General features: G+C 63.9%; 17 protein-coding genes, 1 rRNA gene and 1 other RNA gene. All 19 read right to left on the bottom strand.

What is annotated here, in order from left to right; all coding sequences use genetic code 11:
- A 16S ribosomal RNA gene (locus VJ307_10340) occupies positions 1-271 on the bottom strand; the annotation flags it as partial.
- A 305-nt stretch (positions 272-576) separates the two neighbouring features.
- The gene (gene tyrS, locus VJ307_10335) at positions 577-1785 is read right to left on the bottom strand and encodes a tyrosine--tRNA ligase (GenBank protein ID HJX74539.1); all 1209 of its coding nucleotides are present in this window, start codon (positions 1783-1785) and stop codon (positions 577-579) included.
- Positions 1770-2585, bottom strand: coding sequence for a TIGR00282 family metallophosphoesterase (locus tag VJ307_10330; GenBank protein HJX74538.1), 816 nt, complete (start codon positions 2583-2585; stop codon positions 1770-1772). The genes tyrS and VJ307_10330 overlap by 16 nt, the downstream gene beginning before the upstream one ends.
- 282 nt (positions 2586-2867) lie before the next feature.
- Positions 2868-4439, bottom strand: coding sequence for a ribonuclease Y (gene rny, locus VJ307_10325; protein ID HJX74537.1), 1572 nt, complete (start codon positions 4437-4439; stop codon positions 2868-2870).
- A gap of 23 nt (positions 4440-4462) precedes the next feature.
- Positions 4463-5050 carry a 5-formyltetrahydrofolate cyclo-ligase gene (locus VJ307_10320; protein ID HJX74536.1) on the bottom strand — a complete coding sequence of 196 codons (588 nt, stop codon included), beginning with the start codon at positions 5048-5050 and terminating at the stop codon, positions 4463-4465.
- Between the two features lie 199 nt (positions 5051-5249).
- Positions 5250-5430, bottom strand: a non-coding RNA gene (gene ssrS / locus VJ307_10315) — 6S RNA.
- Positions 5431-5444: 14 nt separating this feature from the next.
- On the bottom strand, positions 5445-5726 hold the full coding sequence (locus VJ307_10310; GenBank protein HJX74535.1) for a cell division protein ZapA: 282 nt from the start codon (positions 5724-5726) through the stop codon (positions 5445-5447).
- A gap of 32 nt (positions 5727-5758) precedes the next feature.
- On the bottom strand, positions 5759-6040 hold the full coding sequence (locus VJ307_10305; GenBank protein ID HJX74534.1) for a hypothetical protein: 282 nt from the start codon (positions 6038-6040) through the stop codon (positions 5759-5761).
- A 138-nt stretch (positions 6041-6178) separates the two neighbouring features.
- Positions 6179-7795 (bottom strand): Na/Pi cotransporter family protein, encoded by a 1617-nt coding sequence (locus VJ307_10300; GenBank protein ID HJX74533.1) that lies wholly within the window; start codon positions 7793-7795, stop codon positions 6179-6181.
- A gap of 12 nt (positions 7796-7807) precedes the next feature.
- A complete protein-coding gene (gene ftsY / locus VJ307_10295; GenBank protein ID HJX74532.1) occupies positions 7808-8743 on the bottom strand; it encodes a signal recognition particle-docking protein FtsY in 936 nt (311 codons plus the stop codon).
- Positions 8744-8769: 26 nt separating this feature from the next.
- Entirely contained in the window at positions 8770-12345 is a 3576-nt protein-coding gene (smc, locus tag VJ307_10290) for a chromosome segregation protein SMC (protein ID HJX74531.1), read from the bottom strand.
- 162 nt (positions 12346-12507) lie between these two features.
- Positions 12508-15285, bottom strand: coding sequence for a pyruvate, phosphate dikinase (ppdK, locus tag VJ307_10285; protein HJX74530.1), 2778 nt, complete (start codon positions 15283-15285; stop codon positions 12508-12510).
- Between the two features lie 21 nt (positions 15286-15306).
- Positions 15307-17391 (bottom strand): glycine--tRNA ligase subunit beta, encoded by a 2085-nt coding sequence (gene glyS, locus VJ307_10280; protein ID HJX74529.1) that lies wholly within the window; start codon positions 17389-17391, stop codon positions 15307-15309.
- A gap of 25 nt (positions 17392-17416) precedes the next feature.
- Complete coding sequence (locus VJ307_10275; protein ID HJX74528.1) at positions 17417-18295, bottom strand: glycine--tRNA ligase subunit alpha; 879 nt, start codon at positions 18293-18295, stop codon at positions 17417-17419.
- 86 nt (positions 18296-18381) lie between these two features.
- A complete protein-coding gene (recO, locus tag VJ307_10270) occupies positions 18382-19137 on the bottom strand; it encodes a DNA repair protein RecO (GenBank protein HJX74527.1) in 756 nt (251 codons plus the stop codon).
- 115 nt (positions 19138-19252) lie between these two features.
- Positions 19253-20071, bottom strand: coding sequence for a RodZ domain-containing protein (locus VJ307_10265; GenBank protein HJX74526.1), 819 nt, complete (start codon positions 20069-20071; stop codon positions 19253-19255).
- 10 nt (positions 20072-20081) lie between these two features.
- Complete coding sequence (locus tag VJ307_10260) at positions 20082-20861, bottom strand: tetratricopeptide repeat protein (protein HJX74525.1); 780 nt, start codon at positions 20859-20861, stop codon at positions 20082-20084.
- Positions 20858-21715, bottom strand: a complete 858-nt coding sequence (mtnP, locus tag VJ307_10255; GenBank protein ID HJX74524.1) for an S-methyl-5'-thioadenosine phosphorylase — start codon at positions 21713-21715, stop codon at positions 20858-20860. The genes VJ307_10260 and mtnP overlap by 4 nt, the downstream gene beginning before the upstream one ends.
- 64 nt (positions 21716-21779) lie before the next feature.
- Positions 21780-22874 carry a 23S rRNA (adenine(2503)-C(2))-methyltransferase RlmN gene (rlmN, locus tag VJ307_10250; GenBank protein HJX74523.1) on the bottom strand — a complete coding sequence of 365 codons (1095 nt, stop codon included), beginning with the start codon at positions 22872-22874 and terminating at the stop codon, positions 21780-21782.
- Positions 22875-22919: the final 45 nt, after the last annotated feature.

The following is a 22919-nucleotide window of genomic DNA, read 5'->3' as shown; positions in this document are numbered from 1 at the left end:
CTCACCAACTAGCTAATCGGACGCGGGCTCGTCTCCAAGCGCTGGGCCTTTCGGTCCCCAGCTTTGATCTCCAGGCCCGAGAGCCCGAAGATGTCATGCGGAATTAGCAGCAGTTTCCCACTGTTTTTCCCCACTCGGAGGTTGACTACCCACGTGTTACTCACCCGTTTGCCGCTCTACTCGGGGAGTTACCCCCCCTTTCGCGCTCGACTTGCATGTGTTAGGCACGCCGCCAGCGTTCGTTCTGAGCCAGGATCAAACTCTCCACTTGAATCCATAAAACGGAAAAGACGAAGATCCGAATCACGCCTCGCATTCCCTGTTCAGTTTTCAAAGATCCGGGAAACCCCGGCCATCCTCAACATATGCCGGGCAGAACAGTATAGTAAAACCCTTTACAACTGTCAAGACCGTTTGGCTTGGTCCTGCAGATATTATACCGCGGAAACCTATCGCAAGACAACGGGGCTGCCTGCCGGAAAAATCGGGAGGATTGCCTGTTTCTGCGCGAGCGAGGGGAGACTATAGCGTTTTCCCCGGAGGAGGGCAAGAAAAAAAAACAGGCCCCTTCCGGCCTCATTCGAACGAAAGGATGATGAATTCTTTCTTCCCGATTTTCAACCGGATTTCGCCGCGGAGGGGGATCTCTCCGAGGGGATCGCTCGCCCGCTCCCCGTTGACCTCCAGGCCGCCTTGCTCGATAAGGCGCCTGGCCGCCGCCTTGGAGCGGAAGGAGAGGGAGACCGTGGAGACGACCGACGTGAGGTCGGTTTTCCCGGCGAGCGCGCTGCCGGACACGCGCCGGGCATCCTCCGGGAATTCCTTCCGGGAGAACCGCTTCCGGAAGCCTTCTTCCGATTCCTTCGCGGCGGCATCCCCGTGAAAGCGCGCGACGATCTCCCGTGACAGGGCCAGTTTGGCTTCCATCGGATGGCGCGATCCGTCCGCAATTCCCCCTTTCAGCCTCTCCCACTCCCCCAGGGAGATGTCGGAAAGCAGTTCGTAGTACTGGAGCATCAGGTCGTCGGAGATCGACATCAGTTTCCCGAAGATCGTGTCCGGCTCCTCCGTGATCCCCACATAGTTCTCCAGGCTCTTGCTCATCTTGTTCACTCCGTCCAGCCCGACGAGAAGCGGCGTGGTGATGACGACCTGGGGCTCCTGCCCCCAGACGCGCTGGAGATCGCGCCCCACCAGCAGGTTGAACTTCTGGTCGGTCCCCCCGAGCTCCACGTCCGCGCGCAAGGCGACCGAGTCGTACCCCTGGAAAAGCGGGTAGAGGAATTCGTGGATCGAGATCGGTCGGTTCTCCTCGTACCGGCGGCGGAAGTCGTCCCTCTCCAGCATGCGGGCGACCGTCATCTGCCCCGCGATGCGCACCATCTCCTCGATGGAAAGCGGCGAAAGCCACTCCGAGTTGAACCGGACTTCGGTCCTTTCCGGGTCGAGGATCTTGAAGATCTGCTGCCGGTAGGTCTGCGCGTTGCGCTCCACGTCCTCCCGCGTCAGGGGCTTGCGGGTCTCGACCTTCCCGCTGGGGTCGCCGATCATCCCCGTGAAGTCCCCGATGAGAAACACCACCTGGTGCCCCGCCTCCTGGAAGTGCTTCAGTTTCTGGATGAGCACGGTGTGCCCCAGATGCAAATCGGGAGCGGTCGGGTCGAAGCCCGCCTTCACGCGGAGGGCTTTCTTCCCCTTTTGTGCCCGCCGGAGCTTTCCCTCGAGCTCCTCCTCGGAAATGAGGTCGATCGTTCCCCGCTTGAGAGACTTCAGAATCGCATCCATGCTTCCCGGCCCCTCATCATGGTTTCGCTCATCGCGAACGCCTCCGCGCCGCGACACACCCCGGACGCCGGGTCGATCTCGAAGAAGACGCCGGCGGCTTCCGCCTCGCCCGAGGCCACCTCGAAGCGGGTCGGCACCTGGGTGAGAAAACGCCGCAGGACGTCGCCGGCATCCATCCCGATCACGGAGTTCGTCGGTCCGCACATTCCCGCGTCGGTGATGTAGCCGGTCCCCCCGGGCATGACCTGCGCGTCCCGCGTCTGGACATGGGTGTGGGTCCCTGCGACCGCGGAAACCCTCCCATCGAGGTGGAACGCCATCGCCCGTTTCTCCGAGGTCGCTTCCGCGTGGAAGTCGACGATGACCGTCGCGGCATGCCGCTTCATCTCCGGCACCGACTCGTCCATCCAGCGAAACGGGCAGTCATACTGACCCATGAAGACCCGGCCGATCAGGGATACAACGACATACGGGGACCCGCTCCGCCCATGAAAGACGCCCCATCCGCGGCCGTCCACTCCCGGCGGGTAGTTGGCGGGGCGCAAGACCTTCTCCTCGTCCCGCACGAGGGGCAGCCCTTCCCGCTTGTCCCAGGTGTGGTTCCCGCCCGTCAGCACGTCCACCCCTGCGTCGAAGAGCTCCCGGACCGCCGGCCCGGTCACCCCCACCCCTCCGGCGGCGTTCTCGCCGTTGGCGATGATCAGGTCGATGTCCCGGTGCGATCGGATCCGGGACAGGAATTCCCGCACCACCCTCCTGCCGGGTTTGCCGACCACGTCGCCGAGGAAGAGAACCCACATTATCTTAAAACCAGGGACGGTCCTGGAGAACGCTCTTCCCCTCCACCACCCTGGGTCGTGGACGACGGTCCTCTGTGAAAAAGCAGGGACGGTCCTGGATTACGCGCCATCTCTTATCAACCCTTCGTCGTGAACTGCGGTCCCTGGTGCCATCAAGTCAGTCTCACCGCAGGACATTTCGACAACCAGGGACGGTCCTGGCCTCCCCGGTGGGTCTATCACCCTCTGCTGTGTGACTGCGGTCCCTTTGCGGTTCTGCCAAGCCCTCATCCAGGACCGTCCCTAGCGGGCGTATTCCACGGCGCGCGTCTCGCGGATGACGGTGACGCGGATCTGGCCGGGATAGGATAGCTCGGTCTCGACCTTTTTCGCGATGTCCCGCGCAAGCATCGTGGCCAGGTCGTCGCTTATCTTGTGGTTGTCGACGATGATGCGCACCTCCCGTCCGGCCTGGATGGCGTAGGACTTCTCCACCCCCGCGAACGACTTCGCGATCTTTTCGAGATCCTCCAGACGCTTGAGGTAGTTGGCCAGCATCTCGCGGCGGGCCCCCGGCCTCGCCCCGGAGAGCGCATCGGCCGCCTGGACGAGAATGGGCAGCACGTCCCGCGGGGACTCGTCCTCGTGGTGGGCGGCGATGGCATGGATGACACGGGCGGATTCGCCGTACTTCTTGCACAGGTCCGCGCCGATCAGGGCGTGAGGTCCCTCGACCTCGTGGTCCACCGCCTTGCCGATGTCGTGCAGAAGCCCCGCCCGTTTGGCGACCTTGGCGGAAAGACCCAGCTCGGAAGCGATCATCCCGCAGAGGAACGCCACCTCGAGGGAGTGGGTGTAGATGTTCTGGCCGTACGAGGTCCGGTACTTGAGCTTTCCGATGAGCTTGACCAGCTCGGGGTGGAGCCCGTGGAGACCCAGATCGAACAGGGCCTGTTCCCCCGCCTCGCGGATGATCTCCTCCACCTCCTTGGCCACCTTCTCTACCGTTTCCTCGATCCGGGCGGGATGGATGCGCCCGTCCTGTACCAGTCGGGTGAGGGCGATCCTCGCGACCTCGCGGCGCACGGGGTTGAACCCCGACAGGATAACCGCCTCGGGGGTGTCGTCGATGATGACATCGATCCCCGTCGCCGCCTCGAACGCCCGGATGTTGCGCCCCTCCCTCCCGATGATCCTCCCCTTCATCTCCTCCGAGGGGAGGGGAACCGCCGTGACGACGCGCTCGGCGACGTAATCGGCCGCGTACCTCTGGACGGCGAGCGCAATCATCTTCTGGGCCTTCTGCCCCGCCTCCTCCTTGAACTCTTCCTCGATCGCGCGGACCTTCTTCGCTGCGTCCAGCCTGGCCTCGTCCGCGATCATCTCCACGAGTTCGGACTTCGCCTGGTCGGCCGTCACCTCCGAGATCCGCTCGAGGTTTTCCTTCGCACTGCGGGTCAGGTCCTGGAGTTCCTGGTTCCCCCGTGCAAGCCTGTGCTCCGACTCGGCCAGCTCCTTTTCCTTCTTTGCAAATTCCTGCGACCGGCCCTCGAGGGTCTCGGTCTTCCGGTCGAGCGTGTCTTCCTTCTGGAGAAGTCGCTTCTCGAGCTGGCTGATCTCGTTCTTTCGCTCGCGGGTCTCCCGCTCGAAATCGAGTTTCATTTGGAGCTGATAATCCTTGGCCTGGAGAACCGCCTCCTTGAGGGTGTTCTCGGCCTCCTTCCTTGCATTGTGGAGAATCTCCTCGGCCTTCGCCGCCGCTTCCTGGGCCCGATCCTCCGCAAATTTCTTCTTCGACATCAGAGAGAGAACGACGAGCGCGAGGCCCGCCACGAGCACCGCAAGCGCCGCGATGATGATCATATTCGTATTCAAAGGATTCCTCCCTCATACCCCATCTATTTTATGTCCCGCTCGACAACACCGGTTTCCGTGACCACGGCGTCGACGGGGACGTCCCACGCGTCCACGGGGACCTCCGGAACCAGTTGCCAGGAAAAGGCCAGCCCGACCGTCACCGCCGTCCCGCCGAGACCAAAAAGAAAACGATCGTAATAGCCGTGACCCTGCCCCAGCCGCCTGCCGGCCGCATCGAATGCGAGACCGGGGACGACGACCAGGTCGAACCCTTTCCGGATCCCTTCCCTGCCCGGTACGGCCCGAGGCTCCCGGATTCCGAATCTTCCCCGCTCCCATCCGTCGTTCTCCTCATGGCGGAAGAAGGTGAGGTTGCCGTCCTCGCACATCCGGGGGTAATAAAGAAACGCCCCTGCGGCAAGGCAGCGTTCGCGGATAAGGTCGGTCCCGACTTCCCCGCGCACCGCCGCATACAGGGCGATCTTCCTGCCGGAGGCCGGCGGAAACGCGGCCAGGAACCGGTCCTGCACCTGGAGGCTTTTTCCCGCGCGCTCCCGGTCCGGCTCTTCGGGGCTAAAACGCCTCCGCTCGTTCCGGCGAAGACGCGCTTTCCGCTCTCCGGCGAACATGAAACGTCCTTTCGAATGTGGAATTACGAGAGGAGGCAGGAAACGCGAATAAGGCGAGAACCCGGAGGGGAAACCCGGATTCGCTCGAGGTTGCAGCTATCGAAACAACGATCAAACCTTATTCGTTGTAGAACGTACGATCCTTATGCCCCTGCCGCCCCGATCTATGTAAACGGCCTGCGCCCGCGAAAAGTGCGGGAAAGCCCCTGCGCTTTGCCGTGTCGGCAGTCGAGTCGAACCTGGTTTTCACCAGGTGGGTTCCCTGGTCGGCGCCTTCAGGCTTCCCCGTGCAGGGGCATGCTCACCGACGCCCGGAAGGGATCCCGTTCTCTCTGTGTTGGCTCTGACTCTTCCGCCAATCACGAACACGGCAGGGGCCGCCTGCCATCCCGTCCTATTTCAATGCCTTGTCCAGCACCCCCAGGAGTTCCTGGCTTTTTTCCTCGAAACGCCGTTTTTCCGCGTCGAGTGCCTCACGAAGCTCGAGGACCTCGTCTCCCAGCTTCATGGCGGCCAGCATGACCACGTGGAGATAGTTCGCGGTTCCGCCGGACTTCTGGATCTCCCGAACCCTCTTGTTCAGAAGTTCGCTCAGCCGCTCCATGTGTTCCGCCGTCCGCTCGGTCGAAACGGTGAGCGCATAACCGGCGATGTTCACATTGAACCGGTCGCCCATCTCCCTACACCTTTCATTATACAGCCCGTCCGCTACAACTCAATGCTTTCGATTCGCGCCAGGATTGTCTCGACCTTGCTGCGGATTTCGTCCCGCTCTTCGGTCAGTTCGGCGACCTTCCGCACCATGTCCCTGACCTCGGCCTCCTTTTTTTCCAATCGGGCCGCCAGATCCGCCTTTTCCTTCTTCAACGCTACCACCATCCCCGCGAGATCCGAGATCTTTTTTTCGATCACCGAAAACGACGACTCCACCATGTGCCGGTTTCTCCCCTCAGTAGGCGTATGGATTCCCGTGCCGGCGTATTTCCCCATATTGCGGGGTCTTCCGCAAGCCGGCACCCGGAGAATTTTCGACAGATCAAGATACCTCGTCCCCGAAACGGAATCAATGACGAAGGCCGGCCCGCGGACCGTTCCCGGGGTTGCCGGGGGTTCGTGGCTCGCGCCGGCTCAGGCATCCATCTGGATGACGTTGTAGGCGATGGAGGCGCAGTGGGACGCGATCACCTTCCAGGAGGAGAGGATGTCCAGGTGGGCGGCGCTGGACTCGAGCGACTCGGGGGTCCCCTTCTGCAGACGATGGATGTGGGCGATGCGCAACTGCCGTTCCCTCTGGCCGACGACCTTTTTCCGGGCAATCACGATCTCGGCGGCTCTCTCGTCCCGGGTCACGAAGGCGGACACCGCCTCGCCGTACATCGACTCCACCTCGCGCATCAGCGACTGCAGCTCCCTGGATCCCTCCTCCGAGAAGCGCTGGTTCCGCTCCGCCAGCTTGCGCAGGTGTTCGCCCAGCGTCTTGTCGAGGAAATCCCCGATATTCTCCAGATCGGAGACGATGGAGATGTAGGCCACGGCGCGGCGGGTCTGCTCCGGGTCCAGAGCTCCCTCGCCGAGCTTCGAGAGGAATACCTTCACCTCGCGGGTCAGCCGGTCGACGTCGTCGTCCGCCCGGGCGATCCGGGTGACGAGGTCGACATCCATGCTGCGGATCGCCTGGAGCCCCAGTTCCTGCATTTCCTGGATCATGTCCGCCATCCGCACGATCTCCCGCGCCACCTGTCCGAGGGCTGCCCCTGTCGCGGGCAGATGGTCCCGGTCCAGGTAGGCCGGCTCCCCCGCGGGGACCAGGGATGTCTTCCCGGGGACCACCCGGCAGAGGGCGGAGGACAGGCGGGGAAGGAGGGGAAAAAAGAGGATGGCCAGCGTGAAGTTGAACATCGTGTGGGCGTTGGCGACGATCCGGGACGGGTCCGGCGACATCAGAGAGAGAAACCCCTGGGCTGCCGAAAAGAACGGGAGAAACAGGGCCGCGCCGACGGTCTTCATCAGCAGGTGCCCCCAGGCGACCCTCCTCCCCTCCGCGGCCAGACCCGAGGAGGCGGTAAAGGCCAGGGAGGTCCCCCCCACATTCGCCCCGAGGACCAGGGGCAGAACGGCGGGCAACGGAAGCACTCCCTGCTGGGAGAACGCGATCAGGAGAATCATGACCGCCGTCCCGCTCTGGAACAGGGCGCTCAGGAGCACGCCCAAGAGGAACGAGACCAGCGGGGCCTGCGCGAGATCCGCCATCAGGAGGCGAAGGGAAGTGACGCTTCCGATCTCCGAGGCGGCGCCCGCAAGGAACTTCAGGGCGAGCAGGAGGAGGCCGAACCCGAGGATTCCCTGCCCGATCGCCCGGAGGGTTCTCTTTCTTCCCCACAGGGAGAGGATCACGCCGATGGAAACGACGAGGAAGGCGTACTGGTAAATCCGGAAAGACAGGATCTGGATGGTGACCGTGCTCCCCAAGTCGGCGCCGAGGACGACCGCGAGGGACTGGGGCAGGGAAAGAGGCGCGATCTCGGTGAACGAGACAACCATCGCGACGACGGCGCCCGAACTCTGGATCAGGGAGGTGCTCAAGACCCCCGCGCCGAAGGCGCGGAATCTGCCGCCGCCGGGGCCGACCCAGAGCCGGGAAAGCTTCGCCCCGAACGCGAGCTCGAACCCCTGTCCGGTCAGCCGGACTCCGTACAGGAGCAGGAATACCCCCCCGATCACCTGGAGGAAAAGGGCGTCCATCATTGGGGAATAGTATCAGAAGATCGCGGAGGCGAAGCTTGCGGCATCGAATGGCTTCAAATCGTCCACCGATTCCCCCACTCCGATGAACCGGATGGGGATGTCGGTTTCCTGGGTGACCGCGAGGACCACACCCCCCTTCGCGGTACCGTCCAGTTTGGTGAGAACGATCCCGGTGACCCCGGTGACCTCCTGGAAGGTCTTCGCCTGGGCGATGGCGTTCCTGCCGTTGGTTGCGTCGAGAACGAGGAGCACTTCCTGGGGAGCGCCCGGAACCTCCTTCCCGATGACGCGCACGACCTTGCGCATCTCTTCCATCAGGTGCGCCTTGGTGTGAAGGCGCCCGGCCGTGTCGACCAGAACGACGTGCGACCCCCTCGCCTTGGCGGCCCGGAGCGCGTCGAAGACGACGGCGGAGGAATCGGACCCTTCCTTGTGATGGACGATGTCGGCTCCCGCCCGCTCGGCCCACACCCTCAACTGCCCGATGGCGGCGGCCCGGAACGTGTCGCCCGCCGCAAGGAGGACGGGGTGCCCCTCCTCCCCCAAGTGGTGGGCGATCTTGCCGATCGTGGTCGTTTTCCCGACGCCGTTCACCCCTACCACGAGGACGACGAACGGGTAGGGGGGCGCCACCGACAAAGGCACCATCCTCGGAGCGAGGGTTTCCGCGACCATTTTTCGCAGCTCGGTGCGAAGCGCATCGACGTTCGGCAATTCCCCCCGTCGCCACTTCGTCCGGAGACCTTCCCTGTACTTCCGGGCGAGATCCGCGCCCGCGTCGGCCAGGATGAGCGCCTCCTCCAGCTCCGCCAGGACGGTTTCGTCCACCGGACCGATCCCGCGGGCGACCGCCTCGACGTTCATCAAGAGGAGCTCGCGGGTTTTCGACAGCCCGATCTTGAGGCGCGAGAGAAAGGACCCGTTTCGCTTGTCGTCGTGGGTGGCCATCCGGACCCGTCTCGAGCGAGGGGGCGTCAGGACTGGAATTGCACCGAAACCACCTTGGAGATGCCCGGTTTTTCCATGGTGATTCCGTATAACACGTCGGCGAGCTCCATCGTCCGCTTGTTGTGCGTGATGAGGAGAAACTGGTAGTTCGACGACATCTCCCGGACGATCGAGTTGAACCGGTCGATGTTGGCATCGTCCAGGGGGGCATCCGCCTCGTCGAGCAGGCAGAAGGGAGAAGGTTTGACAAGGAAGATCGAGAAGATGAGGCTGATGGCGGTCAGCGCCTTCTCCCCTCCGGAGAGGAGGTTCAGGGACTGGAGCTTCTTGCCCGGCGGCTGCGCCACGATCTCCACGCCCGATTCCAACAGATTTCCCTCGTCGAGCAGTTTCAGGGCGGCCCGTCCCCCCAGGAACAGTTTGGGGAAGATCTCCTGGAACTTATCGTTGATGCTGTCGAACGCCGCGGAGAACCGGTCCCGCGTCGTCCGGTTGATTCTCTGGATGGCCTTGGCGAGATCCTCGAGGGATTTCTCGAGGTCCTCCTTCTGCGACAGGAGGAAGGCGTGACGCTCGGCGAGCTCCCGGTGCTCCTCGAGGGAGGCGAGGTTCACCTCGCCGATGGCGGCCATGCGCGCCCGCACCTCTCCGACCCGGGCTTCCCAGCCGGACAGTTCTCCCTCCTCTTCCCCTCCGGCGTCCGTCCGGCCGGCGATCTCCGAGGGATGGACCTCGTACCTCTGGTAGATCGTGTTGTCCAGGTGCTCCAGGTCCATCTCCACGCGCTGGGCCGCAAGCCGCTGCTCCGAGAGACGGGTGATCTCGGCGGTCTCGCGCTGACGTTTTTCTTTCAGCGTCCCTTCCCTCGACGCAATCCCCGCGGACAGCTCCGCGTTCTCGCCGAGGCGCCGGTCGATTTCCTCCTGCCTCGCCGCCAGATCGACGGCGGCCGCCTCGATGGCTCCCCGGCCTTCCTCGACGGCGCGAGAGAGCTCGGCCACCTTCCCCTCGTAGGCCGCGATGCGCCTCTCCCGTTCCTCGACCATGGCCAGTCTTCCCTCGTACGACTCCCGCAACCCCGCGAGAAGCGCCTCCCCGGACCGGAACTTCTCGTCGAGCCCCGTCCACTCGATCTCCGCGGCGTGGAGCTTCGTCCGAATCTCCTCCATCGCGTCCCGCCTCTCCTCCACCAAGGCGACAAGCGTCCGGACGCGCTCCTCTTCTTCTCCCCGGGCGTGGCCGGACTTCCTCGCAACTTCCTCCGAGGCATCCCGTTCCGATGTCATCCGGGAGAGTTCGGCCTCGAGGTACTGCCTTTCCTGGACGAGCGACCCGAGGGTGGCGCGGGCCTGCAGCATCGCCACCTCGAGCACGGCCCTCCTCTGCTGCGCCTCGGCATGCCGCCCTTTTTGCTCCTCGCGCAGGGAGAACAGATCCTTATGCCTCCCCTCGAGCGACGCCCGGGCACTCCTTGCCTCCTCCTCTTCCTCCACGTTCCGGGACCGCTCGGCCGAGAGACTCTCCATCTCCTGCTCGAGTTCCCGGATCTCGCGCTTCACCGCAAGGACCCGGGACTCCCCCTGCTCCTGCGCGCCGCCCACCAGCATGCCGTCGGCGGTGATCAAATCGCCGTCGAGGGTCACGTAGGAGCTCCACACGCCGTTTCGGTTCCAGAGCATGAGGGCGCTTTGCAGGTCGCGCACAAGGAGGATCCCCCCCAGCAGGCCGCGCACGAGATCCCCGCACTCCTCGGGCACGCGCACGACCTCGGTCAGCGGGGCGATCACGCCCTCCTCCTTCCCGTAGGGGGGGAGTTCCTCACGCGTCCGCAGCGTCACCGGCATGAACGCTCCCCTCCCCTCGCGGGATTCCTTGAGGTACTGGAGGGCGGAAAGACCTTCGGCCTGGTCCCGGACGACGATGGACTGGATCCGCTCGCCGAGGACCGCCTCCACGGCTCTTTCGTACGGCGCGTCGGTCTCGAGCAGTTCCCCGATGACCCCGTAGATGCCGTGTTCTCTGCCCCCGTCACCGTTTCCCAGGTAGTGCTGCAGCACGGCCCGGACACCCGATGAGGCCCAGTCCCGCTGCTCCTGCACCCGGGAGAGCGCGGACAGGCGGGAATGGGTCGCCTCGAGCCTGCCTTCCGTTTTTCTGCGGGTATCGGCCACCGTGTCGAGGCGTGCGGTCTGTTCGGCCAGGAGCGATCCCGTCTCCTCCCACTCCTTTTCCACCCCCGCCAGCCCTTCCCGGCCCTCTTCCCCGGCCGCGCACGCCTGGCCGTGCTGTTCCTCCGCGCCGCGGGCGAGGGCCTCCGACTCCGCGACCCTATCGTTCAACCGTGCCACCGCCCTCGCGTTCTCCTCGATCACTTTCTGAACCGACTCCGCCCCGGAGAGGGCGTTCGAGTGGAGAGCCACGCGCACCATGAGGTCGGATTTCGCCTGCTCGGCCATCCCGTGGGTCTCGGTGAACCCGGCCTGCGCCTTCTCCGCCTCCGCCGCCAAACCGGCAAGCCGTTCGCGCGAGGTTGTCCGTGCTTCCTGGACCTTGCGGGCGGTCTCCTCCGCTTCCCGCATCCGGCGGGAAAGCTCGGCGGCCTCCGCCGTAAGGGATACGATCTCCTCCCCCGTCTCCGTGACCAGCGCGGAGAGCTGCTGCGCCTCCCGGCCCTTCCCCTCCCACTCCGCCTGCCTCCGGGCGATTTCCTCTTTCAGGCCCGCGTGGACCGCGCGCAGGGAGCCCACGGCGGCTTCCGCCTCCGCCTGCCGCAACCTCTCCGATTCCCGTTCCGCCTCCAGGGCCGTGATCTCCGAGCGAAGGGCGAAAAGCGCGTCTTCCAGAGAGGAAAGCTCCCCTGCAATGCGGGACCTCTCCTGCGTGAGGATCCGAAATCTCCGTTCCGCGATCCCGAGGTCGAGATCCCGGAGTTCGTCCTTGAGCACCTTGTACTTCTCCGCCTTGCGAACCTGGCGCTCCAGGCTCCCCAGCTGCCGCCTGACTTCGTCGAGGATGTCCCTCACCCGGGCAAGATTCTGCCGGGTGTTCTCCATCTTGCGCTCCGCTTCCTTCTTCCGGACCCGGAACTTGGCCACCCCGGCCGCCTCCTCGATGATCATCCTCTTTTCTTCGGGCCGGGCGTTCACGATGGTCATGATCTTGCCCTGCTCGATGATGGCGTACCCGCGCGCGCCCGCGCCCGTGTCGAGGAACAGCTCGGCGATGTCTTTCAGCCGGCAGGGGATCCGGTTGATGAAGAACTCGCTTTCGCCGTCGCGGAAGGTGCGCCGGGTGACCTGCACCTCGGCGTAGGCCTCGTACCCGGGAGGGGCGACTCCGTCTTCATTGCTGAAGGTCAGGGAAACCTCGGCCATCCCCATCGGGCCGGCGGCGTCGGAGCCGGCGAAGATCACGTCTTCCAGGACCTTGCTCCGCAGATAGGAGGGGGCGTGCTCCCCGAGCACCCACCGGATGGCGTCGACGATATTCGACTTCCCGCACCCGTTGGGGCCCACGATCGCCGTGATGCCGTCGGAAAAGTCGAAGCTGATCTTGTCGTAGAAGGATTTGAATCCGAAAAGTTCAAGCTTTCTAAGCTTCATGGATCCCCTGGCAGACCCCCCGGAAATATCGCAAAAAATCAATATAATGTGGTTGAGGTCCCTATTGGGCCCAATATATGGTGTTTCCCGAAAGATGTAAAGGGTAAAAATAAGCCGGTCGCTTCGGAAGGGGCCGCCGCTCTTTGGAAACAGGGGAACCCCTTATTTTTTCCTCTTCTTTATCGACTCCGCCTTCGCGGCTGCCTTTTCCCTCAAGACCGCCTGGGCAGCGGCAAGGCGCGCTACGGGCACACGGTACGGGGAGCAGGAGACGTAATCCAGCCCCGCCCGGTGGCAGAACTCGACCGACCGCGGATCCCCGCCATGTTCCCCGCAGATCCCCACCTTCAGGTTCGGCCGGACCGCCCTTCCCTTCTCCAACCCCATCCGGACCAAAAAGCCCACCCCTTCCTGGTCCAGCGTGACGAAGACGTCCCTGTCCAGGATGTTGTCGGGACGCTTCGTGTATTTGACCTTGCAGACGGTGCAGGAGAGGTCTTTCCCGATCTTCTCGCCGCATCGCGGGCACAACTCGGAAAAAGACAGGTAATGCTGGATGAATTTCCCCGAGTCGTCCCGAGAGAAGCCGAAGGTCGTCTGCGTCAGGTCGTTCGTCCCGAACGAGAAAAATTCCGCCTCGCCGGCGATCTCGTCCGCCGTCACCGCGGCCCGCGGGACCTCGATCATCGCCCCCACGGTGTAGGAGATCTTCTTCTTGTACCTCTTCATCGTCTCCGTCGCCGCCTCGACGACCAGGTCTTTCTGGGACTTCATCTCGCGGACCATGCTGACCAGAGGGATCATCACCTCGACCTGCACCCGGATCCCCTCCCGGATCACCTCGCAGGCCGCCTCGAATATGGCCCGCGCCTGCATCCGGCTGATCTCCGGGTACACGATCCCCAGGCGGCACCCCCGCAAGCCCAGCATCGGGTTGATCTCGTGCAGCTCCTCCACGCGCTCGAGCAGTTGTTTCTTTTCCTCGATGATCGAGCGGTCGGCATGGATCAGCTCCAGCTTCGTGACCTCGACCATCAGGTCCTCGCGCCGGGGAAGGAACTCGTGCAGCGGCGGATCCAGCAGGCGGATGGTCACCGGATACCCTTTCATCTCCCGGTAGAGCCCCTTGAAGTCCTCCCGCTGCATCGGCAACAGCTCTTCCAGAGCCTGCTCGCGCTCCTCCCTCGTGCGGGCGAGGATCATCTTCTGCATGATCGGGATCCGGTCCTCGGCGAAGAACATGTGCTCCGTCCGGCAGAGCCCGATCCCCTGGGCCCCGAATTCCCTCGCCGTTCTCGCATCGCGCGATGTGTCCGCATTGGCCCGGACCTTCAACCTCCGGAAGGAGTCGGCCCACGACATGAGGGTCCCGAACGACCCGGTCATCTTGGGCGCGATGAGCGGGACCTCCCCCAGGATGACCTCGCCCGTGCTTCCGTTGAGGGAGATGAAATCCCCTTCCCGGATCACCATGCCGCCGGCGAGGAAGCGGTTGGTCACCTCGTCCACCTCGATCGACTCGCACCCGGCGACGCACGTCTTTCCCATCTGGCGTGCGACCACCGCGGCGTGGGATGTCATCCCCCCCCTGGCGGTGAGGATCCCGCGCGCCACGTCCATGCCGTGGATGTCGTCCGGGCTCGTCTCCTTGCGCACGAGGATGACGGCCTTCCCCGCCGAGGCAAGCTCCACCGCCCGGTCGGCGTGGAACACGACCGCCCCGGTCGCGGCCCCCGGGGAGGCGGGAAGCCCCTTGGCGACGACCTCCACCTTCGCTTTGGGGTCGATGACCGGGTGAAGAAGCTGATCGATGTACTGCGGTTCGAGCCGCATGACCGCCTCTTCCCTCGTGATGAGCTTCTCCTTCACCATGTCCACCGCGATCTTCAGCGCGGCGGCGGCTGTCCTCTTCCCGCTGCGGGTCTGGAGCATGGAGAGCCTTCCGCCCTCCACGGTGAACTCGAAGTCCTGGACATCCTGGAAATGCTTCTCGAGCTTCGCCGTGATCTTCTCCAGCTGATGAAAGACCCCGGGCATCTCCTTTTTCAGGTCCCGGATGGGACGCGGCGTGCGGATGCCGGCCACCACATCCTCGCCCTGCGCGTTGACCAGATACTCTCCGTAGAATTCCTTCGCCCCGGTGGCGGGGTTGCGGGTGAACCCGACGCCGGCCGCGCAATCGTTCCCCATGTTCCCGAACACCATCGCCTGGACGTTGACCGCGGTCCCGATGTCGTCCGGGATGTTGTTCGTCTTCCGGTAGTACCGGGCCCGCTCGTTGTTCCAGGATTGGAAGACGGCGTCGCGGGCGAGAGCCAGCTGTACCCGGGAATCCTGGGGGAACTCCTTCCGGGTCCGCCCCTTGACGAGGCTCTTGAACCTCCCGCACACGTCCTTGAGGTCCTCCGCCTTCAGGTCGAGGTCGCTGGCCGCCCCCCGCTCCCGCTTCCCCTGATCGAAGATGTCCTCGAAGTTCTCCTTGTCGATCCCGAGGACGACGTCGGAGAACATCATGAGGAAACGGCGGTACGATTCGTAGGCGAACCTCTCGTTTTTCGTCTTTTTCCCGAGTCCCTGGACCGTCCTGTCGTTCAACCCGAGGTTGAGGATCGTGTCCATCATCCCCGGCATCGAGAACCTCGCTCCGGAGCGGACCGACACCAGCAACGGGTTCTTCGGGTCCCCGAACTTCTTTCCCGTGGCTCTCTCCAGGCGGACCAGCTGCGCGGCGATCTCCCGGGTTACGTCAGCCGGGATCTTCCCCCGGTTCTTGTAGTAAAGGGTGCACACCTCCGTGCTGATGGTGAAGCCCGGGGGAACGGGGACGCCCAGGTTCGTCATTTCGGCGAGCCCGGCGCCCTTCCCGCCCAGGACGTCCTTCATCCTGCCGTGGCCTTCCGCCTTCCCCCCGCCGAAGAAATAGACCCGTTTCGCGGCCATCCGATTTCCCCTCCGCCTTCCTTATTTTTGGGGGCCCACGGCGATCCGGGAGAAATCCGCGACCGAGGCGAACAGGTCGGAGAGGCTCTTCAAGAGCGCCAGCCGGTTCTGTTTCACCTTTTCCTCCTTCGCCATCACGAGGACTTTCTCGAAGAACGCCGAGACGAGGGGCTGGAGCCGCGCCATCTCACGGAACGCTTCGGAGTACCTTCCGTTCCTGGCCGCGGAATGCACCCTTTCCGACACCTCCCCGACGGCCTTGAAAAGGGCCCGCTCCTCCTCATGTTCGAAGAGCGTCTCCGACACGTCGAACGGTCCCGCGTATCCCTTCGTAATGTTGATTGCACGCTTGAACACCTCGGCCAGCGGCTCGAAAGCCGCCTCCTTGCGGAACGTGACGAGGGCGGAAAGCTTCGCGCGCAGGTCCACCATGTCGGTCAGCCCCGGCGAGAGGACCGCCTCCACCAGATCCCCGGGGGTCCCCTGGGACGTCCAAAGGTTGCTCAGCCGCCCGGTGATGAATTCCATCACCTTCCGCTTCACCTCCCCTGATGGAGATTTGAGTTTCCCGTCAAGCGTGGCGAGGGATTTGTCCACCAGCCCCTCGAGAGGAATCCGCAGTCCCTTTGCCTCCAGAATGGAAAGGATCCCGAGGGTTTGCCTTCGAAGCCCGTACGGATCCGCGGTCCCGGTGGGGATCAGCCCGACGCCGAAACAGCCGCACACCATGTCGATCTTGTCCGCCACGGCCACCGCCGCTCCCACGTCGCTCCCCGGCAGCTCGTCGGACATGCCCTTGGGGAGGTAATGCTCGTAGACGGCCTGTGCCGTTTCCTCCTTCTCCCCGGTCTTGCGCGCGTAGTCGCGCCCCATGATCCCCTGAAGCTCGGGAAACTCCTTGACGACCCCGGTGGGGAGATCGGCCTTGGAAAGGAAGGCGGCGCGCCGGCACTCTTTCGCCTTGGCGGGAAAGCCCGCCTCGGCGACGTATTCCGCGACGTCGGCCATTCGCTCCACCTTCTCCCAGTAGGTCCCGAGGTCCGCCTGGAAAAGGACGTTCCGGAGCGCCTGTGCCCGGTCGAACAGCGGCTGTTTCAGGTCGTCCTGGTAGTAGAACTCCGCATCCGACAGGCGTGCCCGGAGGACCCGTTCGTTCCCGGTCACCACCACCTGGTTGTCGGGGACGATCATGTTCGAGACGAAGGCGAAACCGGGAAAGAGATTCCCGCGGTCGTCCTCGAACACGAAGTATTTCTGGTTGTTGCGCATGCTGGTGATGAGGATCTCGCGGGGGAGAGCCAGGTACTTCTCCTCGAACCTTCCCACCAGGACCACGGGGTACTCGACCAGGTTGGCGACGGTCTCGACCAGCGGTTCGTCCTCGACCCATCTTTTCCCGATCCGCTTCTCCGCATCCCGGATCCCGGCGCGGATCTTCTCCTTGCGCACCTCGAGGTCCACGAACACCTTCGCCTCCGCGAGCTTGTCAAAGTATTGCTCCGGGGACGAGAGGGAGATCGCGGCGGGAGCGAGAAAGCGGTGACCGTAGGTCGTGGATCCTGCCGTCACGTTTCCGAACGAAAGCGGGATGACCTTGTCCCCGTAAAGCGAAACGATCCAGTGCATGGGCCGGGCGAAACGGACATCGAGGTCGGCCCACCGCATCGTCTTCTTGAAGGGGATCGTCGGGATCCAGTCCGAGACGAGCTGGGGAAGGATCTCCTCGACCGGCCTCGCTGCCTCCTCCTTCACTACCCCAAGATACTCGCCCCGGCCCGTCTGGAACAGCTTCATCGCGGAGACGGCCACACCCTGCGAGCGGGCGAACCCTTCCGCGGCCTTCGTCGGTTTGCCCGAAGCGTCGTACCCGATGCTTTTCGGAGGACCCAGGACCGTCTCCTGGGACGCCCGCTGGCGGTCCTCGAGCCCTCGCACGAGGTAGGCCAGCCGGCGAGGGGTGCCGTAGATGTCGATGCCATCGAAGGAAAGCCTCGCCTTCTTCAGTACCTCTTCGTACTTCTCCCGGCCGAACCAGAGAGCGGGGCCCACGAAACCCGCCGGGAGTTCCTCACAGCCGATTTCCAGCAGATAATCGCTTTTCATCATCGGTCTTCTTTCTCGCGATGGATGCTCAACCCGGGAACCTGTTCATCAAGGGGTAGCCCTGCTCCTCGCGGGACTTGAGATACCCGGTCGCGCAAAGCCTGGCCAGGTTGCGGACCCGGGCGATATAGGAGGTGCGCTCCGTCACGGAGATGGCCCCGCGCGCGTCGAGCATGTTGAACGCGTGGGAACACTTGAGGCAGTAATCGTAGGCAGGCAGAACGAGGTTTTCCTCGATCAGCCGGAGGCATTCCTTCTCGTACATCTGGAACAGGGAAAAGAGCAGCGGGATGTCGGCCACCTGGAAATTGTACTTCGAGAACTCGACCTCCCCCCGGTGGTGCACATCGCCGTACGTCACGTTTCCCACCCATTTCAGGTCGAACACGTTCTCCACGTTCTGCAGGTACATCGCGATGCGCTCGATCCCGTAGGTGATCTCGCCGGAGACGGGCTTGAGGTCGATCCCCCCGCACTGCTGAAAATAGGTGAACTGGGTGATCTCCATACCGTCCAGCCAGATTTCCCAGCCCAGGCCCCAGGCTCCGAGGGTGGGGGACTCCCAGTCGTCCTCCACCAGGCGGATGTCGTGCTTCCCGGGGTCGATGCCGACCGCCTTGAGGGAGTCGAGGTACATCTCGACGTAGTCGTAGGGGCAGGGCTTCATGATGACCTGGAACTGATAGTAGTGCTGAAGCCGGTTCGGGTTTTCCCCGTACCGCCCGTCCGTAGGCCGACGGGAGGGCTCGACATAGGCGGTGTTCCACGGCTCGGGGCCCAGGGCGCGCAGAAACGTCGCCGGATTGAAGGTCCCCGCCCCCACCTCGATGTCATAGGGCTGGTGGATCACACACCCTTTGTCCGCCCAGAAACGTTGCAGGGCGATGACAAGGTCCTGGAAAAGCAAAGCGTCCTCCCGGTGGAAAAGTGATACGGTTACATATCATTCCGCGGAAGGTGCTGTCAATAAATATCGTTATAAAAACAGGGGTTTTACGGGTTTTTAACGGCCGGATCGTCCCCCAGGCTTCTGAGCAGCTTCCCCAAGTTCCACTCCAGGTATTTCGGTATAACCGCCTGTAATTCCATAAGAATAGATTCCGGAATCCGGACACGCCCGACCGCGGAAGGAGACGATGCCTGGAGCGCTCTCCAGGTCCGTACCGCCCCGAGGGAGAGAAGGATGCCTCCTTTTCCCGCGCAGGCTTCGCAGTGGAGTCTTCCTTCCGAGACGACGAAACGGAAAGACCTGCTTTCCGCCCTGCCACACTTCCGGCAGGCCGACAGGTCCGGTCCCCACCCGCCCGAAGCGAGAAAGGCGGCCTCCGCCTTCCTCCCGACGAATTGGGGGGACTCTCCCGCCGAAAGAGACCGAATCCCCGCAAGGAGAAAGGCGAACGCTTTCGTCTTGGCCCCGGGTTGGGGGAAGACCGCAGAAACCAGCTCCAGCAGATAATCGGCGTGCCGGACCCTCTCCCAGCTGGAAACGATGTCCCAGAACGACTCGAGGATCGACGCCGATGTGAGTATAGGCATCCTCCCCCCCTCCTCGGTCCAGGCCACGTCGAGGAGGAAGTACTTCTGCAGGGTCCCTCCGAATCGTCTCCGGCTGCGGTGGGCCGCCTTGGCGACGACGGTCACCACCCCTGCGGCTTCCGTAAAAAAGGTGAGACGCCTGTCCGTCTCCCCCAAGTCAGCGGAGCGGACGAGAAATGCCCGGGAGGACCGAAAAGAACGCCGGCCGGCCATTCCTTAACGGCCGGCCGGCCGGGCATCGACCAGTACGCCGCAAACGCGGTCCCGCATCCTGTTCCTCCCCGCGGCTTTTGCGCATCGCGGGAACGGGGGGGGTGCCGCCGGGACGTTATTCTCCCAGCGTGATCTCCTTCACCTGTCCCTTTTCTCCGAAGGACGGAAGAAGGTTCCCGTTCAGGGTGCCGACCACGCCCCCGGCGTTCCCGATCTTCAGGTAGATCTTTCCCCGGGCCTGGATGCTCAGGCGGTCCCCCGGATACAGCATGACGTCGACGGGCTCGGACCCGTCCCGGCTGTACATGATCCAGGTCGGTTCGCTCGCCTCCAGGAACAGCGACGACAAATGGTGGGAGGGGGCCGACGCCGGCCCCGTCTTTCCCACGACGGTAGGCGTTTTCTGCTCGGGGACCGGAGGGACTTCCGCCGCCTCCCCGCCCCCCACCGCCGCGTTGTCGGACGGCAGTGCGGTGTTCTCGACGGAAGCGGGGACAGGAGCGGGAGGGGGTTGGGACGTTTGCCGGATCTCGGGAACGGGGGGAGGACGCAGCGCGGTGTGCTTCGCATACCGGGCAAGGAATATGCCGATGACCAGCACCGCGGCCGCGGCGATCGCGTATGCCGTCCGGCGGCTTCCCCGCTTACGCTCGCGCTCCAGCCACTCCGGCTTGCCGTGAAAAGGCGGTTCTTCTTTCGAACTCCGTTCGAAGAGCTCCAGGTACTCGGAAAGCAAGGGCTCGGGGTCCACCGAAAGGAAAGTCGCGTAGGTGCGGATGAAGCCGGTGGAGAACACCTTTGCCTGAAACCGGGAAAAATTGCCCTCTTCGATGCCGCGCAGGTATTTCTTGCTGATGCGGAGTTCCGAGGAGACATCCTCCAACGTCTTGCCCATCTCCTCGCGCCGTTTTTTCCAGGCCTCCCCGACTCCCATTCCCGCCACCCTACCTCTTCCCTTTCTCGAGCATGTTGATGTACCCCGAGGCTTCCGACCGCAAGGCGGGGTCTCCCGTGTTCGCCATGGCGTTCCGGAACGCCTCGAGGGCCTCCTTTTTCCGGTCGAACCGCAGGTACATGCTGCCCAGGTCGATCCACCCGCGGGCATGGGAAGGCGCCACCTCGACCAGCCGCTCGAGGGTCCGGATGGACTCCTTTCCCTGCCCCTGCTCGAACTGCACCATCGCCAGCCCCCGGTATGCGTCCAAGAACGAGGGGGACATGGCGATCGCCCGCCGGTACATCAACTCCGCCTTCGGCAGCTCCTTCCGGCGTGCGTACTCCCTCCCCATGTTGTAATACCCGAACTCCGGGGTGGGATAGAGGATGTTCGACACGGCCTTTTCGTACTCCCGGATCGCCTCGTCGCCCTTTCCCTGGAGGCTCAGGATATTCCCCAGGTTGTTGTGGGCGGCGGCGTTGTCCGGATCCAAGCGGATCGCCCTCCTGAGGTACTCCTCCGACTTTTCGATATCTCCCCGTTGCTGGTAGGCCAGACCGAGGGTCATCGCGATCTCGGAATTGTCCGGGTCGAGTTCGGCGGCGCGTGTGAGCTCCCGCATCGCGGAAGGAAGGTTGCGCTGTTCGAGGTAGGTGACCCCCATCTGCATCCGGGCGGACGCTTCCCTCTTCATGTCCACAGTCGGAGTCGAGCAGGCGAGGAGCGACGCGACCCCCACCGTAAGCGCCACCGCCGTCACCGCCCGCAATCCCGCGACCCGCGTCACAGGTATTTCCCCAGCAGGAGGTCGAGTCGCTTTCTCGTGGCCGACGGAATCTTCTTCCGGTCCGTGATAATGGCGTACCGGAGCGTCTCTCCGCATCCGCATTCGTCCTCCCCGGGCAGGCGCATCGCCACCTCTCGAATGATTCGCTTGGAGTGTTCGACGTTTCGCCGGATGATCGCCAGGATCGCCTCGATGGACACGTCCTCCTCGCTCTCGTGCCAGCAGTCGTAATCGGTGGCGAGGGCCAGGGTGGCGTAGCAGATCTCCGCCTCCCTCGCGAGCTTCGCCTCGGGCATGTTCGTCATGCCGATGACATCCACCCCCCACTTCCGGTAGATCCGGGACTCCGCACGGGTGGAGAACGCCGGCCCCTCCATGCAGAGGTAGGTGCCGCCCCGATGGACGCGCCGGACGACCTTTCGGGCGGAACGGTAGGCGAGATCCGCGAGGGAAGGGCAGACGGGATCGGCGAAGGGGATGTGCCCCACGATGCCGTCGGCGAAGAAGGTGTTGGGCCGAAACCGGGTATGGTCGAAGAACTGGTCGACCACCACGATATCCCCCGGCCGGATCCTCTCCTTCATGCTCCCCACGGCGGAAAGGGAAAGCAGCCACCTCGCCCCGATCTTCTTCATGGCATAGATGTTGGCCCGGAAGTTGATCTGGAAAGGCGGGATCCTGTGCCCCCTCCCGTGGCGCGGAAGAAACGCGAGGGTCCTTCCCCCGATCTCCCCGACGACCAGCGCATCGGAGGGGTCACCGAAGGGCGTGCGGACCCGGACGTGCCGGACATTTTTCATCCCCTCCATCTCGTAGAGGCCGGAACCGCCGATAACACCAAGAATATCCGACATGATCCCTTTCCGCCCCCTTCGGGAAACTTCGTCTCCCCCAATATAGGGAGAAGATCCCCGGGGCTCAAGGATTTTTCACCCCTTCCCTCCCCCGCGAGCCGGTTTTGCCGCGGTCCCGCGGGCCGGCGGAGTCGCCCACCAGTTGACCGCATGCGGCACGGATGTCCGCACCTCTCCTTTCCCGGGTGATCGTCCGGATCCCCGCGCCCATCAGGATGTCGCGGAAACGGTCGACGGACGCCGGGGAGGGGGAACGGAAATTCTCACGGGGATGCGGGTTGAAGGGGATCAGATTGACCTTGATGCGGGTCCCCGACAGCAGTCTCGCCAGGGCGCGCGCGTCGGCGGGGGAATCGTTCACCCCGGACAGGAGGACGTACTCCGCGGTCACCTTGCGTCCGCTCTGGAGGGGGATCGACCGCATCGCGGCAACCACCTCCCGCAACGGGTATTTCCGGTTGACGGGCATGAGGCGGGAGCGCACGTCGTCGCTGGCCGCGTTGAGGGACACGGCGAAGCTCACCGGATACCGGTTCGCCAGTTCCCGCATCGCCGGGACGATCCCCGCCGTCGAGACGGTCACCCGCTTCCCTGCCAGACGGAACCCGTACGGGGAGAGCAGAATGTCGATCGCGCGAGACACTTCCGGGACGTTTTCGAGCGGTTCCCCCATTCCCATGAAAACGACATTGGTCAGGCGCTCTCCTCGTTCCGTTAGCCTGAGGGCGGCATGGCAGACCTGGTGGACGATCTCGGCGGATGTCAGGTTGCGCCGGAACCCCGCTGCCCCCGTTGCGCAGAACAAGCACGAGAGGGTGCAGCCGGCCTGCGCGGAAACGCACAGGGTCCGGCGGGACCCGTCGGGGATGAGCACGCTCTCCACCGCCTCTCCGTCCTCCAGACGGAACAGAACCTTTTCCGTCCCGTCGGAAGAGATCTCCCCCTGTTCCGCAGGCGGTGAGGAGATACGGCACGTCGTCATCAACTCCTGACGGAAGTCCCGGGAGAGGTCGGTCATCGCGGAGATCTCCCCCGCACGCTTCTGGTAGAGCCAACGGGACACCTGCCGGGCCCGGTACCGCTCCTTTCCCCGGGCGCGGAAGAAGACCTCCAGTTCCTCCAGGGTCATCCCCTTGAGATCCGTTCGTGCGTCTTTCATGGCATTCATCATAACCCGGCAGGGCAAAGGCAGGGGACGGGGTGG

The sequence above is a fragment of the Candidatus Deferrimicrobiaceae bacterium genome, from assembly GCA_035256765.1.
Lineage (GTDB): Bacteria > Desulfobacterota > Deferrimicrobia > Deferrimicrobiales > Deferrimicrobiaceae > CSP1-8.
The sequence above is the reverse complement of the archived record's forward strand: the minus strand, read 5'-3'. Positions and strand labels throughout refer to the sequence as shown.

What these genes read in the sequence shown, in the direction of transcription:
- tyrS (HJX74539.1), bottom strand. Translation starts at nt 1,785, where the DNA reads ATGGATGCGATTCTGAAGTCTCTCAAGCGGGGAACGATCGACCTCATT.
- VJ307_10330 (HJX74538.1), bottom strand. Translation starts at nt 2,585, where the DNA reads ATGTGGGTTCTCTTCCTCGGCGACGTGGTCGGCAAACCCGGCAGGAGG.
- VJ307_10320 (HJX74536.1), bottom strand. Translation starts at nt 5,050, where the DNA reads ATGTTCGCCGGAGAGCGGAAAGCGCGTCTTCGCCGGAACGAGCGGAGG.
- VJ307_10310 (HJX74535.1), bottom strand. Translation starts at nt 5,726, where the DNA reads ATGGGCGACCGGTTCAATGTGAACATCGCCGGTTATGCGCTCACCGTT.
- VJ307_10305 (HJX74534.1), bottom strand. Translation starts at nt 6,040, where the DNA reads ATGGGGAAATACGCCGGCACGGGAATCCATACGCCTACTGAGGGGAGA.
- VJ307_10300 (HJX74533.1), bottom strand. Translation starts at nt 7,795, where the DNA reads ATGATGGACGCCCTTTTCCTCCAGGTGATCGGGGGGGTATTCCTGCTC.
- ftsY (HJX74532.1), bottom strand. Translation starts at nt 8,743, where the DNA reads ATGGCCACCCACGACGACAAGCGAAACGGGTCCTTTCTCTCGCGCCTC.
- smc (HJX74531.1), bottom strand. Translation starts at nt 12,345, where the DNA reads ATGAAGCTTAGAAAGCTTGAACTTTTCGGATTCAAATCCTTCTACGAC.
- ppdK (HJX74530.1), bottom strand. Translation starts at nt 15,285, where the DNA reads ATGGCCGCGAAACGGGTCTATTTCTTCGGCGGGGGGAAGGCGGAAGGC.
- glyS (HJX74529.1), bottom strand. Translation starts at nt 17,391, where the DNA reads ATGATGAAAAGCGATTATCTGCTGGAAATCGGCTGTGAGGAACTCCCG.
- recO (HJX74527.1), bottom strand. Translation starts at nt 19,137, where the DNA reads ATGGCCGGCCGGCGTTCTTTTCGGTCCTCCCGGGCATTTCTCGTCCGC.
- VJ307_10265 (HJX74526.1), bottom strand. Translation starts at nt 20,071, where the DNA reads ATGGGAGTCGGGGAGGCCTGGAAAAAACGGCGCGAGGAGATGGGCAAG.
- mtnP (HJX74524.1), bottom strand. Translation starts at nt 21,715, where the DNA reads ATGTCGGATATTCTTGGTGTTATCGGCGGTTCCGGCCTCTACGAGATG.
- rlmN (HJX74523.1), bottom strand. Translation starts at nt 22,874, where the DNA reads ATGAAAGACGCACGAACGGATCTCAAGGGGATGACCCTGGAGGAACTG.